This is a genomic window from Paenibacillus sp. FSL P2-0121, from assembly GCF_037975345.1.
In the GTDB taxonomy this organism is placed as follows: Bacteria; Bacillota; Bacilli; order Paenibacillales; family Paenibacillaceae; genus Paenibacillus_AQ; species Paenibacillus_AQ odorifer.
In genome coordinates, this window is sequence record NZ_CP150245.1 from 2,568,951 (window position 1) to 2,584,280 (window position 15,330).

At 46.6% G+C, this 15,330-nt stretch carries 13 protein-coding genes; all 13 read left to right on the forward strand.

The features are described from left to right. Positions 1–35 precede the first annotated feature (35 nt). A complete protein-coding gene (locus MKY54_RS11185; protein WP_076130129.1) occupies positions 36–242 on the forward strand; it encodes a tautomerase family protein in 207 nt (68 codons plus the stop codon). Between the two features lie 61 nt (positions 243–303). After that, a complete protein-coding gene (locus MKY54_RS11190) occupies positions 304–1,188 on the forward strand; it encodes an ABC transporter permease subunit (RefSeq protein ID WP_339190473.1) in 885 nt (294 codons plus the stop codon). A gap of 21 nt (positions 1,189–1,209) precedes the next feature. Continuing rightward, positions 1,210–2,094 (forward strand): carbohydrate ABC transporter permease, encoded by an 885-nt coding sequence (locus MKY54_RS11195; protein WP_139329962.1) that lies wholly within the window; start codon positions 1,210–1,212, stop codon positions 2,092–2,094. Between the two features lie 64 nt (positions 2,095–2,158). Further along, complete coding sequence (locus MKY54_RS11200; protein ID WP_076130132.1) at positions 2,159–3,190, forward strand: response regulator; 1,032 nt, start codon at positions 2,159–2,161, stop codon at positions 3,188–3,190. Next, positions 3,190–4,986, forward strand: a complete 1,797-nt coding sequence (locus MKY54_RS11205; protein WP_076130133.1) for a sensor histidine kinase — start codon at positions 3,190–3,192, stop codon at positions 4,984–4,986. Before MKY54_RS11200 ends, MKY54_RS11205 begins: the two co-directional genes overlap by 1 nt. A gap of 47 nt (positions 4,987–5,033) precedes the next feature. Next, a complete protein-coding gene (locus MKY54_RS11210; RefSeq protein WP_076186672.1) occupies positions 5,034–5,795 on the forward strand; it encodes a glucose 1-dehydrogenase in 762 nt (253 codons plus the stop codon). Next, positions 5,792–7,870, forward strand: coding sequence for a heparinase II/III family protein (locus MKY54_RS11215; protein WP_339190476.1), 2,079 nt, complete (start codon positions 5,792–5,794; stop codon positions 7,868–7,870). Before MKY54_RS11210 ends, MKY54_RS11215 begins: the two co-directional genes overlap by 4 nt. Positions 7,871–7,872: 2 nt before the next feature. Beyond that, positions 7,873–10,167: a DUF4962 domain-containing protein gene (locus MKY54_RS11220; protein WP_339190478.1), complete on the forward strand. Its 2,295-nt coding sequence runs from the start codon at positions 7,873–7,875 to the stop codon at positions 10,165–10,167. A gap of 56 nt (positions 10,168–10,223) precedes the next feature. Beyond that, positions 10,224–11,780 carry an extracellular solute-binding protein gene (locus tag MKY54_RS11225; protein WP_339190480.1) on the forward strand — a complete coding sequence of 519 codons (1,557 nt, stop codon included), beginning with the start codon at positions 10,224–10,226 and terminating at the stop codon, positions 11,778–11,780. 173 nt (positions 11,781–11,953) lie between these two features. Continuing rightward, positions 11,954–12,346 carry a hypothetical protein gene (locus tag MKY54_RS11230; protein WP_339190482.1) on the forward strand — a complete coding sequence of 131 codons (393 nt, stop codon included), beginning with the start codon at positions 11,954–11,956 and terminating at the stop codon, positions 12,344–12,346. Between the two features lie 143 nt (positions 12,347–12,489). Continuing rightward, positions 12,490–13,662, forward strand: coding sequence for a serine hydrolase domain-containing protein (locus MKY54_RS11235; protein WP_076280250.1), 1,173 nt, complete (start codon positions 12,490–12,492; stop codon positions 13,660–13,662). Positions 13,663–13,711: 49 nt separating this feature from the next. Then, entirely contained in the window at positions 13,712–14,533 is an 822-nt protein-coding gene (locus MKY54_RS11240) for an ABC-2 family transporter protein (RefSeq protein WP_076191374.1), read from the forward strand. Then, on the forward strand, positions 14,530–15,312 hold the full coding sequence (locus tag MKY54_RS11245; RefSeq protein WP_036689373.1) for an ABC-2 family transporter protein: 783 nt from the start codon (positions 14,530–14,532) through the stop codon (positions 15,310–15,312). Before MKY54_RS11240 ends, MKY54_RS11245 begins: the two co-directional genes overlap by 4 nt. Positions 15,313–15,330: the final 18 nt, after the last annotated feature.

The following is a 15,330-nucleotide window of genomic DNA, read 5'->3' on the forward strand; positions in this document are numbered from 1 at the left end:
ATTCATTCACTATTTAAGGAAATGGAGGAAAGCCGATGCCACATATTGAGATTAGGATGTACGAAGGCCGAACGAGTGAGCAGAAGGAGGAGATAGTCACCGTATTCACGCGGGAGTTATCCCGAATTATTGAACGGGAGGAACGATTTATTACCGTCGAATTTCAAGAAATTCCCCTGGATGAGAATGCTCCGGCGAACCTGCTGAAAACAGGACCTATAGGAAACGGTTATGAAAGCTAAGTTAACTGGGGTTGACCTTATTAACTACAAAGCCGACACGAAAAGGTCCTTGCTTTTAAACATGTGGAAATTCAGAGCACTCTATGTGATTGCGATTCCCGGGATCTTGTATTTTATTATTTTCAAGTACTTGCCGTTGGCTGGTTCAGTTATTGCGTTTCAGAACTACAATATTTTTAAAGGCTTTACAGGCAGTGAATGGGTGGGACTCGAGCACTTTAGGACGATGTTCCAATACCAGGATTTCGGAAGAATCTTGAGCAATACAATTCTGCTAGGCTTGTATGATCTTATATTCGCCTTTCCGGCTCCAATATTGCTTGCGCTTCTGCTGAATGAAATTCGGCTTGTGTTTTACAAACGGTTTTTGCAAACGGTGGTTTATATGCCCCATTTCCTATCTTGGGTAATTGTCAGCGGTATCGCCTTGGGTATCCTCTCCCCAGGAACAGGGATTGTGAATCAGGCTTTACAAGCTTTCGGCTTTGAACCGATTTATTTTCTTGGTGAAAATTCATACATTCGCACGATTTTGATCAGTTCCGGTATCTGGAGGGATTCCGGGTACGGTACGATCATTTATCTGGCCGCGTTGGCAGGAATAAACCCAGATCTTTATGAGGCTGCTGAAGTAGACGGAGCCGGGCGCTGGAAACAAACCTCAGCCATTACACTGCCGTCTCTTATACCGACGATTATGATTTTGTTCCTTCTCCATATCGGGAGATTTCTTGATCTTGGCTTCGAGCGGGTATGGGTATTCCTGAACGCGCTTAATACCGGGAACGGGGAGATTCTGGACACTTATATCTATAAGGCGGGGCTGCTGTCTCAGCAATACAGCTATACAACAGCAGTGGGGCTATTCAAGTCGGTAGTTGGACTCATTCTGGTGCTCATCGGCAACATTTTGAGCAAAAAAACAACCGGTGAATCGCTGTATTAATCGCTCTTTATGGAGGTAGGGATGATGAGAGTACGCTATACTCGCGGCCAGAATCTATTTAATGTGTTCAATCTTTTGTTTCTGACCGCTCTCGCTTTGGCTATGTTTCTGCCGTTTCTGAATGTGATTGCCCAGTCCTTTAGCAGCTCTGAAGCAATTATTAATGGCAGGGTAGGCTTGCTGCCAAAGGAATTTACCGCGATCAATTATCAGTACGTTTTCAGCGATCATTCCATTTGGCGGGCGTTCGGTGTTTCCGTCTATATTACGGTACTGGGCACCGCCATTAATCTGATTGCGACAGCTTCTCTCGCTTATCCGGTGTCGCGGCCGGAATTCGTAGGACGTAAATACATCGTCATGATGGTATTGTTCACTATGGTATTCAGTGCCCCTCTTATTCCAAACTTTATCCTGATCAAAAATTTGGGGCTTATGAACTCCTTATGGGCACTTATGATTCCGGGGGCCATCAGCGCATTTAACTTTTTCGTGATGAGAAGCTTCTTTATGCAGCTGCCTCAGGAGCTGATAGATTCCTCCAGAATCGATGGGTGTGGCGAGCTGCGGATCATAGTCAATATGGTACTGCCGTTGTCCAAACCGGTAATGGCCTCATTGGGGATTTTTTACGCCGTCGGGCACTGGAATACGTACATGAGCGCTCTGTATTATATCAACAAGCCGTCATTATGGCCTCTGCAAGTGATGTTGAAGAAGCTCTTCGAGACGGACGATATCAGCATTGATCCGGCTTCCTCAGTTTATAGCTCTTTGGCCCACACCTCACCTGAGGGCATCAAAATGGCTGTTATCATTGTCGCTACTATTCCGATTATCATGATTTATCCGTTTCTTCAACGCCATTTCGTTAAAGGAATGATGGTCGGATCCGTCAAATCCTGATCTATCATAGTGTGGTAGAATAGGAACGCGTTAAGCGAGACGAATCGGAAGGTGGTATCCATGGATGAGATGTGTATTAATCGTAGACGACGAGCCCATGATTCGAAAGGGACTTTCTATCATGATCCAGCAATGCGGCGAGCATCCGTATAACATTAAGCTGGCCCAGAATGGCGAGGAGGCCATCCAGCTCATTATGGAGGAGCAGCCGGATTTTCTTTTTACAGATATCCGTATGCCCAAGGTAGACGGACTGGAGCTGTGCCGGCGGCTGTCGGAGATGGAGACGGATATTCAGACTGTTGTCATCTCGGGTTATGGGGATTTTGAATACGCCCGCCAATGCGTGTCCTATGGAGTGAAAGAATATCTCCTGAAACCCGTGAGCAAAGGGAACCTTCAAAATGTGATCGCCAAACTGGAAGCGCATAGAGAGAAGTTAGAGAGTTTTGTCTCTGTCGCTAAGCTCGATGAATGGGTCGTGCGTATGGATGATGCCATCTGGACCTTGGATAAAGAAAGGCTGTACCTTGTACTGAAGGAATGGGAAACTGACTTCCTCCAGCGTAAGATGAGCCGGATTCAGCAAAAAGAGCTTCTGGAAGAGGGCTATGCTTTACTCGTGAAGAAGCTGCTTGTCAATTCAGTTACACCCGGTAAAAGCCTGTTAGACTTGTCCGCAGCAGCTGGACCTGAGCAGTTATTTCACTGCTTCGCAGAAGCGTCAGCAGCTATATTGGAAGAGCTTCGTAGAAAGCGCAAGGGTAAAGCGAAGGATCCGATAGAGGAAGCTAAAGCATTTATTGAAAAGCATCTCGCCCAGGAAGTATCGCTGGAAGAAGTGGCGGAAGTGCTTGGGCTAAATGCCTCTTATTTCAGCCAGATGTTTAAGCACTCAACAGGAGAGACCTTTGTACATTACCGCATAAAACGCAGGATGGAGAAGGCCAAAAGATTACTTGCCGATGCAAGCTATCGGATCACCGATATTTCCTATGAAGTCGGGTATGCAGACCATCCTCATTTTACGAAGACGTTCAAAAAGTTCACCGGGCTGGCTCCTTCTGAGTACCGCAACCAGCTGGGGATCGATTGATGAGAAAGAGTCTGTCGAACAAGCTGTTTGCCTCCTTTCTGACCGTCATTCTTCTATCCTTGTCCATGGTTGGATTTATCTCTTATTTTCAGGCTTCGGCTGAGCTGGATAAGTCTTCTGAGAAGTCCATTGCTCAAGTCATCAGAAGTGCGTCTTATCAAACGGATCTGTATTTGCAAAATTATGAAAAGGCTAGCGATTCCATCCTGTCCTACAATCAAGTCAAGGAGTTCTTGGATATGGACCCGGAGGATAGCTTCTCCTACTATCAATATACGAATGACATTCAGAAGTATTTGTTTCGTTCTTTGTTTATTCTGTATCCCCAGATTAATCTGATGTACGTCATCGGTGAACACGGCAAGGCCATTAGCGATGATAACTCCTATCAGGCACATAGCCTGCAGTTTCATCCTCAGGAACGCTACCGTTTCTTAAGCGAACATACGCCGGAGAGCGGCCGCATCACCATTCTCAACACGAATGTGATGAATGAAGGGGATAAGAACATTATTACGATGGTCCGCCGAATCAGAGGGGTCTCTTCCTATCGTCCCAAAGGTATAGTCGCCATTGAATTCAAGGCTGAGGATCTGGCCCGTATATGGGAACCTCTTGATCTGGGACAGGGCGGGTCCTATTTTATCATGGACGAATTCGGCAAGCTCCTTTACCGGGCGGAAGGGAATAATAACCACCCTGGGTTATCTGCTGAGCACATTCAGAACGTATTTCAACACCCAAATGACTCTGTGGTGGAAAAAGTAGACGGGAAAGAGTATTTGTTCGTGTCGAGAAAATCCGAATATTCCAAATGGCAGCTTGTAGTATCCATACCCGTTGGTGAGCTGCGCAAGCCTATTTCTACCATTCGTACGACCACGCTGGTGGTGGGAGTTCTCACGCTTGTCGGCACACTGCTCCTTGCAGCCTGGTTCGGACGATCCATCACGAAGCCCATCCTGATTCTTAAGGAGGGCATGAGGGAGACGGAAAAAGGCAAGTGGCGCAGGCTTGAGATGAACGGCCGTCAGGATGAACTGGGGGGATTGATGCGCAGCTACAATCTCATGGTGACCCGGCTGTCCGAAATGATTGAGCGGGTATACGAAGCGGAGCTTACCACCCAGAAGGAGGCTCTGGAACGTCATCAAGCTGAATTCCAGGCACTCCAGCTGCAGATTAATCCGCACTATCTATATAACACATTAGAGACTATCAAATGTTATGCGGTCGTTCAGGATTCGGATGAAATCACAGAAATAGTGGAGGCCATGGCATTCATGCTTCGCTACTCCATCCAAACTAATCTGGAGGAAATTACGATTGCCAATGAGCTTAATCATGTACTGAGCTACATGACGATTCTCAAGCACCGGATCGGCAGGGAGTTCGAAATTGACGTAGTGATTCCGCCGACGCTGCTACTGGCTAAGATGGTCAGGCTTACACTTCAGCCCTTGATCGAAAATATTTTTCAGCATGCGTTTCCCGAGGGAATTGAAGACAAGCACTATATTAGAATCGACGCCAGAAAAGAGGGAGATCGTTTTCTAGTTCTTGTAGAGGATAACGGCGCAGGGATGTCCCGCGAACGGCTTGATAAGCTTCGTGAGAAGCTGAATCTGAATCAGCTGGCGGATACGGAAGGAGACTCCCTCTATCATAGAGGTGGAATCGGGCTCATGAACGTGCACCGGAGAATTCAAATGGTGTTCGGTGAACAATACGGATTAAGTGTCGAAAGCGTGGAGAATGAGGGAACCCGGTTGATCTTATCCATGCCTGCGGAGTGAGGAAAAAGATGTTTTCAGAAAAAATTACTATTAGGAGGAAATAGGCAATGAAAATTGATTTGACTGGTAAAATTGCGCTTGTTACAGGGTCCAATGCAGGGATAGGCCGACAAATCTTGGAGACTTTGGCTGCTTCCGGCGCCAAAGTGGCGGTAAACTATTTGTTCGGTTCTGCGGAGGAGACGGTGGAAGCGATCCGTCAGGCCGGAGGAGAAGCTTATGCTTTTCAGGCAGACGCAACAAGTCCTGCCCAATTGGAAAATATGGTAAAGGAAATAGAGGAGCATTTCGGCGGAACCATCGATATTCTCGTCAACAATGCAGGCGGCATGATCAATCGGGTTCCCAATACTGAAATGAACGAAGAGCATTACAACAAGGTGATGGACGTCAATTTTAAATCATGCGTGTTTGCCTGCAAAGCCGTATCCGCAGGGATGATTGCCAAGAAAAGCGGTAAAATCATCAATGTATCTTCCCTTGCGGCCCATGACGGCGGCGGACCGGGGGCTTCCATTTATGCAGCGGGCAAAGCTGCGGTATGGTCTTATACCAAGGGACTTGCCAAGGAGCTGAGTCCTCACGGGATTAATGTAAACGCTATCTCTCCTGGATTTATCGGTCAGACCGCTTTCCATGCTACCTTTACTGCAGATGCGGCAAGACAGGCAACGATTGCGAAGATTCCGCTGGGCCGGGAAGGTGCTCCACAGGATGTGAGCAATGTGGCACTCTTCCTCGCTTCAGAGCTGTCGGATTATCTGACAGGCGAAATTATTGAAATTAACGGAGGCTTGTTCATGCGATGATGAACCTTAAGGAGAAAGCAGATACTTTTTCCTGGGTTGGTCTTGAGGTGGATAAATTGAAAATGGAGCTGGATCCATTCCGGAGAGAAGAGATTCTGCTCCCGACAGAACCTGGTGGCTGGTGGCACCAATATGTATGTCCCCAGCATCATACTGAGCTAATCTTCGATGTTATGGAGCAAGATGCGGTTGTCTTTTCTTGCCCGAAGGGCTGCAAGCTGGAAGGTGAACCCTACCGGGGAGCATGGCTGGTATACCGGCATCAGGCAATGGCGCGATACGCCCTGCAAGCTGCTGTGGTATTCGCCGCAGACGGAGAAGAATTATACAGCAGCTTAGCCCGGAAGATTCTTGTCGGTTATGCGGAGCAGTTTCCTTTGTATCCGGTTCATCCCGATGCTCAACCCTGGATGCTTAGTGGCCGTGCCTTTCATCAGGCGCTGACAGAGGCTATCTGGTCCACTACGCTTATTCGGGCCTATCTGCTGCTTGTGGATCATGGAGTAACGTTCGCTGGGGAGGAAGAGGTAAAGCTGCAAGTGTTCTTCACGATGCTGGAGGAGAGTATGGAGCAATACCGCCACATCCTCATTTACGAGAAGAAGAATGCAGAGAACAATTATACCGCATGGCTGAATGCTAGCCTGGCTTGTGTATATGCCGCCAAGGGTACCAGAGAAAAGCTTGCTTCTTTGCTGGAGGGAGAAGGCGGATTCTATCATCATCTGTCCATTGGCGTGAAGCCAGATGGTTTTGAATTTGAAGGCAGCACGTACTACCATATTTTTGTATTGCGGGCTTATCTCATAGCAGCCGAGATGTACGGGCGCTTCGGGGTTGACCTCTATGCTGCCAAAGGAGAACAGGGACAATCCATCCGTGGCATGTTTCAGTTGCTGGCAGAGCTTAGCGGCGATAACGGGGAGCTTCCAGCCGTGCATGATGGTCCTTATGCGCGCGTTCCTTTCGCCCGAGAAATTGCTGAAGTATTTGAAATAGGTATTGCGGTTTACAAAGACCCGAGTCTCCAGCCAATACTGGCGAATGCTTATAGATATCTATACGGGCAGGAATTAAGGACTGGTCTGGAGGCAGTGCTGTATGGAGCAGGTGAGAGTAAGGAGCTTCAGACCAGTTACAGGGTGAGAGACTCTGTCCTACTGCCGGATTCCGGATTCGCCGTGCTCCGCCACCCGGGCAATCCGCTGTCCGTGCTGGCGGATTTCGGAGAGCATGGCGGATCACATGGACATTTCGACAAGCTTCATATCACGATTATGCACCGATGGGGCGAGGTTGCTCCCGAGCTGGGTATGGTTCCTTATGGATCTGTTTTGCGCAAGGAATGGTATTCCGAAACTGCGAGCCATAACACGGTCACCATCGGAGGTCGTTCCCAAGCTCCACATACCGGAAGCTGCTGTCAATTTCGCCAGGAAGGCAACGCTACGTACTTATGGATTCGTTCAGACAGCGCCTATGAAGGAGCTGTTCTAGAGCGGCATCTTGTATTGGCCGACGGTTGGCTGCTGGATTGGTTTCATGTTGAGCAAGTAACGGAGCGGAGTCAGGAAGTAGACTTATGGTTTCATCCGACGGGACATTTGCTGTTACCGTTCGACCCTCACCGTGTCCAGAAGGATTCTCCGGCAGTCCTTGGACTGGAAGCGGGTTATGGCTCAGTAGAAGTACTGTCCGCAATGAAAAATGAGACGGACTGCCCGTTAAATACGGAGTGGAATATCCGTTATGATGGAGTGAGCACCGGCCGGGAGTATGAAGTATCCACGAGTACTCTACTGGCGCCCGGCTCCACTATGTATGAAATCCGCACACCGGGTAATGCCGAAGACCCGAGTAGATTGCTACGAGGCATTATGCTTCGGCACAAAGGCCCGTCGGTTGATTTTATTACGGTTTATCGGGACGGTCACGAACCTGCTGTACTGAAGCTAGTGAGTCAGGTGGGCGAACCGCCCCGAATCCAAATAGCAACAACTGGGCAAGCAGTGGTGTATTGCCTTGACCCTAAAGCGGGACTGATTCAGGAAAAGTCCCGGAATACGGAGGAGTAGAGATGTTAGAACCTTTATTTCAACCTACCAGCGGCGTACTCGACCTGTCGTATGGGCCAGATGAACATATAGATGTTGGAGAGAATCCTCCGCGGTTTACTTGGATGCCTGCTTGTCTGGAAGAGAGCATGTATGAGCTGCAGATCTCCTCAAAAACTGAATTTGAGTCTGAAGATACGTTGACCTACAGTAGAATTCCCTATAATTTGTTTACCCCGGATAAGCCGTTGGCGCCCGGCTCGTATTATTGGCGATACAGTCTTATCGGGGAGGATGATATCCATTCCGAGTGGAGTAAAGTAAGAGCTTTTGTGGTGGAGGATGAATTGCCGCTAACGCCACTGCCTTCCCGTACAGAACGATATTCAGCTGCTTCCGCCAACCATCCGCGGCTTTGGCTTCAAGCGGAACAGCTACCGTCTTACCGGGAAGTTGTCCGCCAAGACCCGATTTCAACTGGCTGGGAAGACTTCCTGAAGCATTCCGTTCTACCCTGGACAAAGCGCGAGCTTATTCCCGAGCCTGCACCGTATCCAGATAATAAGCGTGTCGCCACACTATGGCGGCAGATGTATATGGACTGCCAGGAAGTCTTCTATGCTATCCGGCATCTTGCTATAGCTGGAGTTGTGTTGGAGGACGAGGCGCTTATCGCCAAAGCTAAAGAGTGGCTGCTTCATGCTGCAAGCTGGAACACAGATGGTACCACCAGCCGGGATTACAACGATGAATGCTCCTTTCGCATAGCCGGAGCGTTGGCATGGGGCTATGATTGGCTTCACGGCTCTCTGACGGAAGAAGAACGCCTTAAGGTAAGGCAGGCGCTACTGCGAAGAACCGGGCAGATCGCATTCCATGTCATCGAACGTTCCCGCATCCATCAAGTTCCTTATGACAGCCATGCGATCCGCTCTTTATCCTCTGTACTCGTACCGTGTTGTATTTCCATGTTGGGTGAGGAGGAGAAGGCGCAGGAATGGCTTGATTATACGCTGGAGTACTTCTCCGCCATGTATACTCCATGGGGTGGCAAAGATGGCGGGTGGGCCGAAGGTCCGATGTATTGGACCACTCAGATGGCATTCGTTACGGAGGCGCTCAATCTAATTCGCAAATACATGGCAATCAATTTCTATGACCGTCCTTTCTTTCGCAAAACCGGTGACTTTCCGCTCTATTGCTTCAGTCCGGATACCGTGAGGGCCAGCTTCGGCGATCAATCGTCACTGGGAGATCCGGTCAATCTCAAAACGGGCTTCAATATCCGCCAATTTGCCGGTTTAACCGGGAATGGCCAGTACCAATGGTATTTTGAGCAAACTAAGGAACTGAACCCTGACACCCAGATGATCTTCTATAACTACGGCTGGTGGGATTTCCGGTTCGATGAAATGGTTTATCGCACAGATTATCCGCAGATTTCTTCAGAGCCACCGGTGGCTGCAGAACCTCTGAAGTGGTTTCAGGATGTGGGATGGGTCGCCATGCATCATCGGATGGAGGATCCGCAGGAACATATCATGCTGTTGACCAAGAGCAGCCGTTACGGCTCTGTGAGCCATAGCCATGGGGATCAAAACGCCTTCCTGCTGCATGCCTTCGGCGAGCCTTTGGCTATTGAAAGCGGCTATTACGTTGCATTCAACAGTACGATGCATATGCAGTGGCGCAGGCAGACCCGCTCCAAGAACGCAATTCTTATTGACGGCAAAGGCCAATATGCTGGCACGGACAAGTCGAAGAACATGGCAGCCTACGGCAAGGTGTTGAAGGCGTATAGTACGCCCGGAATCAACTACACGCAAATGGATGCCACCGAAGCCTACCGCGAGAATGTACCCTATATCAAGCGGTATGTGCGGGAAATATTTTTCTTTGATAGCGCTTACTTTGTTATCGCAGACAGTGTCGAGCTGGAACGTCCGGGAAAATTGGATTGGCTGTTTCATACACTGTATCCCATGAAGTTGAAGGAACAATCTTTTAAAGTAAATGGTAAAAAAGCTCAGATGGAGGGCAGATTTGTCTATAGTTCCTCGGGAGAAATGACACTTAGCCAAAGCAATCAATTTACAGATGTAGATCCGAAAGAATGGGAAGGGCTGCCCGAGCATTGGCATTTGACTGCCTCTACCCAAGAGGCCGTAAGTCATCGGATCGTCACTCTTCTGATTCCCCAAAAATCAGGAAGCCGGGATTACGTATCGTACTTTATGGACGATCAGGACCATGGGGTTCATGTCTACTTTACGAATCAGGGAATTACCCACCGGGTTGAGATCCCAAAAGCTTATTAGCCTTAAAATATCTTCATTTACGTATACACCCCATTGTACAAGGAGAGGGTTATATTATGAAAAAATGGATTGGCATCTGTCTGGCTACCGTAATGGGTGTTACCGTTATTGCAGGTTGCTCGAACAAGGACAAAGAAGAGACTGCCGGAGGTTCGTCAAATACGCCGCAGAAAACTGAATTCTCGATCTCGATGCGGACGCTGGCTTTTAACTATGTTGAGAAATCACCCGACTTGAATAAGGACAAATGGGTGAAAAAGCTGGAGGAGATGACAAACACAGACTTGGATATTGTGTTGGTTCCTCATAAAGAGTTCGAGCAGAAAATGGTGCAGATGTTCGCTACTAATGATATACCGGATGTCGTTCAAGGCTCGGGCGGCGTAAATGGCAAGGAGATGGCTGGTTCTGTTGAAGCTGGTGTGTTCATGCCCTTGGATGATCTGCTGCAGCAAAACGGCCAGAACCTTTTGAAAGTAATCCCGAAGGAAGCTTGGGAGAACGTCACCTATCAAGGAAAAATTTATGCAATACCGGAGTTTCTGTCCAATCCCTCCCGCCGGGCGACTTGGATTCGCAAGGACCTGCTGGAACAAACCGGCTTGCAGGTTCCAAAAACGGTCGATGAGTACTTGACTGTGTTGCGTGCCTTCAAAAAGCTGGGGATAGAGAACCCGTACATGGGCCGCCAAGACTTCAAATATGCGGATGCTTTCTTTGGCGCTTATGATGTTTTTCCGTATCTGACTATGTTCGAGGAAGTAAACGGCCAGGTTCAGCCGAAGTTTATGGATAGCGAAAATATGATGAAGGCGTTGCAAACCTACAACACCATGTATACAGAGGGTTTGATCAACAAGGAATTTGCCACCATTAACCCGACCAACTACAAAAATGCGATTCTCTCAGGCAAAGCGGGCATGTGGACGATGAATGCCAACGAGCTTCTGCAGTGGGAGCAGCAACTGAAGGCTACGACGCCATCCGCCAAGCTGGAGATTATTCCTTCGCCAGTGGGACCTGATGGAAAAGGAGGCTCCTACTTGTACGGCTCCGCCACGCGCACCTACTTTATTAAGGAAGGTACGAAGAATGCTGCGGATATCGTGAAATTTTTTGACTGGATGCTGAGCGAAGAGGCAGAAACCTTCTTTACCTTTGGGATTAAGGACGAAACCTATAAGGAAGAGAACGGCAAAATCGTATACACTCCTCCTGCGGATTCCGCCGCTATAGATGAGGAGCGCTACCGCCAGTCATTCCTCTGGATGGTGCAGGATACTACTTATAATAAGGGTGTCCTTAACATGACAGAAGAAGGTAGAGGCTTGATCAATGTATACGATACTATTCTGGCTAACGAAGGCCGTGACGGAATTCAGTTCGACCCTCGGCTAGATGCCTTGGTGAAGAATCCAGACATTGCACCTAACTCGGACACGGCTCCTCCGGTATTGCTGACGCACATGGTAAAGATGGTATATGGCAAGGAACCTATCAGCGACTGGCCGAAGGTTGTGGAAGAGTGGCTTTCTAAGGGCGGCAACGACGTCATTAAGGAAGCTACGGAAAAATATAATAACAAAGCTGGCGTCACCATGCCTCGCAGATAAACTTATCCTCCAGGGGAGTTGGAATTCAATTAAGGGCTGCCGAGAGGTAGCCTTTTTAGTTAGGGCCAGTTTACTTTAATGTAATATCCAAAGTATGGATTATATGGTAAGTTAAATGGAGACATTCTAATTCTAATGAACTATATAAAAAGAAATGGAGTGATTTCATGAAGATGCGGAATTCAAAACTTTTATATTATCTTGTCTGGATCATAGTGGGGGCGCTCTTATTACATTATGGAAACTCGCTAATTAGTCATTACACTGAAGAGGCACAAAAGAACTATCAATTAGAAAATACTGTATGGATCACGGCTATTGTCCCGTTTGTCTATGGAATCTATCTGGCATTATTAGAAGGATTACCTAAAGCTTTTGTTGTTAATTGGCTTCTGTTGTTTATTGTGTTTCTTCCAAGTTTTCTTCTGCTTATGTATCCAACTTTAGTAATGTATTTTAACATTTCGAATATGGAGATATTCAAATTCGCAACCATACATGATGGAATAGTATTTGGTCTGGTTAGTGGAATGGCACTAGTTAAATCTCTAACGACAAACCGTTAACGAGATTACAGCATTGCTGTTACAGAATTATTGGAGCAGTATAAAATAGTTATATGTAAAATCACCCTTTCAATTATTTGGGTTTTATTGCAAGATATTTATGCATCATGTATTTTATTGAATAATAAGGGGGAGTGCGAATAATGTTATCATCCACAGAGCTTAGCAAGCTGAACGAAGTGAATTACAGGGAGGACCGTTTAGAGGTAGTTAATCATTTTTATGAGGATCTCTGTGATAAAAAAGTAGTCGATGGTTATATTTATTCTCTTAGTCGTTACGGGAAAATCTTTGCTAGTGCTGCCGGAGGTCGTTTCAGTTACGAAGAAGAAAGCACCCAGGAAATGAAAACGGATACAATTTTTCGTGTTGCTTCAATTACGAAGCTATTTACGGCGACAGCGATTTGGCAGCTTGCGGATGATGGTAAGATTTTTATGGGGCAGCCTGTGAGTTCTATTCTTCCAGAGTTTGATGCCGACCCTTTTAAGCCGATTACCATTGCACATTTACTGACTCATACCTCTGGCATCGCTCCCGATCCTGGCACTATAAGTGATACTTACTATAAAAGTGCATGGTGGTATATTTTTGAATCAGAGCTTGGAAAAGAAAACTGGATTAAAGCCGGTCTATCTAAAGGGATTCATTTTCCGGTAGGGACTCAATGGATGTATTCATCGTTTGGATACGCGATCTTGGGTGCAATTATCGAGAAAATAACGGGTGTTTTTGCAGAAAAATACATAATGGACCACATTGTAAAACCGTTAGGCATGAAAGATACCTTCTTTGATATACCAGCAGAAAAAGCAGGTAGGATCGCCATTCGTTCGGAAAGGGCTAAGGAATATCTTCAGAAGCTGCAAAACGGGGAAATTACGGACGCGGGACATAGGTCTGAGGAAGAAATCAACGTTCCCGAAACTGGTGGTGGGTTATATTCCACAGTTGCTGATCTGCAAAAGTTCGGGATTATGCTGCTTAATCAAGGGGAATACGAAGGGGGTCATATCTTAAGCCGTATGGCTGTACAAAGAATGACCAAGCGGTTTAATTCTGAGAAAATTCCAAACTACGCATGGGGAGATGCAGGAGCGGATCGACCATACGGACTGGGACCAGACCTTCGCTATAATGTGAGTACTTCTTACTCTGAAGGCACTTTTTTTCACGAAGGGGCTGGGGCCTGTGCCTTATTCGTTGACCCGGTTGAAAAGCTGATTGCCGTTTGGTATCTTCCTTTTCACAAAGGGGTATGGGACGGTAGAGCGGTATTTGGCACCCACAATGTGATCTGGTCCGGACTCGAATAAGAAAAAGACTTTTTTTATGTGATATCTATAGATAGGCAGGATGTGACTTATGTTTGAGATGATAAAGCACCGCTTTCGCATTATGAGGGCGGTTGCTTTTGTTACTTATAAGGAATGGAGTGCGTACAGGACGCATTCGATGGTTTCTATTTTTGTAGGCCCAGTGTACTTTTTAGTGCAGTATTATATATGGAGCGCTGTTTATAGCGGGGAATCTTACATCAACGGGATGTCACTCTCCCAAATGCTTTCCTATTTTTGTGCTACGATGTTGATCAACTATTTGACGATGGATTTTGCCGATTGGAATTTACAAATGCTTATTCGCACCGGGAAATTCATTACGTTTTCGTTAAGACCGCTAAATCATATGTTCTTTGCTTTGTCTCAGAAGGCAGGGCATAGGGTACTTGGGCTTTTATTTGAATTTTTACCCTGCTTTATGATCTTTTTCTTTATTTTTCATATTGATGTCTTACCCGCAAATTTACTATACGCGATTCTTTCGATAGCTATGGCGTTTATGATGAATTTTTTCATTCATTATAGTATTGGAATGGTCGCCTTTTGGATGGTGCAATCCTCTAGTATTCGTAATTTTTTTAATCTTTGCGAAGGGATATTTTCAGGATCGCTGATTCCATTAGTATTTTTCCCAAAATCCTTACAAATGGCGTCCTTTTTCTTACCCTTTCAATACACGGCCTTTCTTCCTGCAATGGTCTATACAGGTAGCTATACTTTAGCGGATATAACCTTACCTATTCCTCAAGTGTTATTGCTGCAGCTCATAGCGGTAATTATTGCCGGAGTTGTCTGCCGGGTGCTGTATGCGGTGTCGCTTAAGCATTTTACGGGGGTGGGCGCATGAAACGTATGTATCAAATATATAAAACCTGCATGAAGGCGAATATTGCTTCTGCTATCACTTATCGTGTTAATTTTATTCTTAATAGTCTTATCATGCTCATAGGGAATGTGCTGTTTCCTCTAGTAACGGTATTCATTTATAATTCGAATGCTTCATTTGCAGGTTGGACCTTTAAAGAGGCGCTGTTGATTCAATCCGTTTTTATTCTGTCTACGGCTTGTGCCGGGATTTTTTTTAACGGAATTATGTGGAATACGATGTCTCATGTTGTAGAAGGGACTTTGGAAGTGGTATTAATTAAACCGACCTCGAGCCTTTTTCTGCTGTTGGCCAGATCTTTTGAGTTCGAAAGTATCGGGCTTTTAGGCGGAGGAGTAATCATGTTCGTATACGCACTTAGCGGAATCGATGGGATGACCATCGGCTCTTGGTTATTGTTCCTGTTGTTGTTTGGCGCAGGGCTGCTTGTTATGTTCGGCGTGGCGCTTATTGTGGCAGCGATTTCCTTCAAATGGGTAGCGAATTCCCGCTTGCCGGAGATGTTTGAGAGCATTAAGTCTTTTGGACGTTATCCAGGGACGATTTTTCCTAAAGCAGTCGTAGCCGTGAGTTCTTTTCTGTTTCCGGTTTCCATGATTGCTTACTTTCCAGCATCTACACTGATTGGCCGATGGGAACCCTATTTTTTTATAGCGATTATCCCTTGTGTGTTATTTGCTGCCTTCGGAATTTGGCTCTATACATACATGCTTCGCAGTTACAAAAGCGCCGGAGGATAAAAGATTAGTTTAGCTCTA

Bases quoted from the DNA above. Each gene is read 5' to 3' on its own strand.
- MKY54_RS11225 (WP_339190480.1), top strand. From the start codon at position 10,224: ATGAAAAAATGGATTGGCATCTGTCTGGCTACCGTAATGGGTGTTACC.
- MKY54_RS11235 (WP_076280250.1), top strand. From the start codon at position 12,490: ATGTTATCATCCACAGAGCTTAGCAAGCTGAACGAAGTGAATTACAGG.
- MKY54_RS11210 (WP_076186672.1), top strand. From the start codon at position 5,034: ATGAAAATTGATTTGACTGGTAAAATTGCGCTTGTTACAGGGTCCAAT.
- MKY54_RS11190 (WP_339190473.1), top strand. From the start codon at position 304: ATGTGGAAATTCAGAGCACTCTATGTGATTGCGATTCCCGGGATCTTG.
- MKY54_RS11185 (WP_076130129.1), top strand. From the start codon at position 36: ATGCCACATATTGAGATTAGGATGTACGAAGGCCGAACGAGTGAGCAG.
- MKY54_RS11195 (WP_139329962.1), top strand. From the start codon at position 1,210: ATGATGAGAGTACGCTATACTCGCGGCCAGAATCTATTTAATGTGTTC.
- MKY54_RS11215 (WP_339190476.1), top strand. From the start codon at position 5,792: ATGATGAACCTTAAGGAGAAAGCAGATACTTTTTCCTGGGTTGGTCTT.
- MKY54_RS11230 (WP_339190482.1), top strand. From the start codon at position 11,954: ATGCGGAATTCAAAACTTTTATATTATCTTGTCTGGATCATAGTGGGG.
- MKY54_RS11245 (WP_036689373.1), top strand. From the start codon at position 14,530: ATGAAACGTATGTATCAAATATATAAAACCTGCATGAAGGCGAATATT.
- MKY54_RS11200 (WP_076130132.1), top strand. From the start codon at position 2,159: ATGAGATGTGTATTAATCGTAGACGACGAGCCCATGATTCGAAAGGGA.
- MKY54_RS11240 (WP_076191374.1), top strand. From the start codon at position 13,712: ATGTTTGAGATGATAAAGCACCGCTTTCGCATTATGAGGGCGGTTGCT.
- MKY54_RS11220 (WP_339190478.1), top strand. From the start codon at position 7,873: ATGTTAGAACCTTTATTTCAACCTACCAGCGGCGTACTCGACCTGTCG.
- MKY54_RS11205 (WP_076130133.1), top strand. From the start codon at position 3,190: ATGAGAAAGAGTCTGTCGAACAAGCTGTTTGCCTCCTTTCTGACCGTC.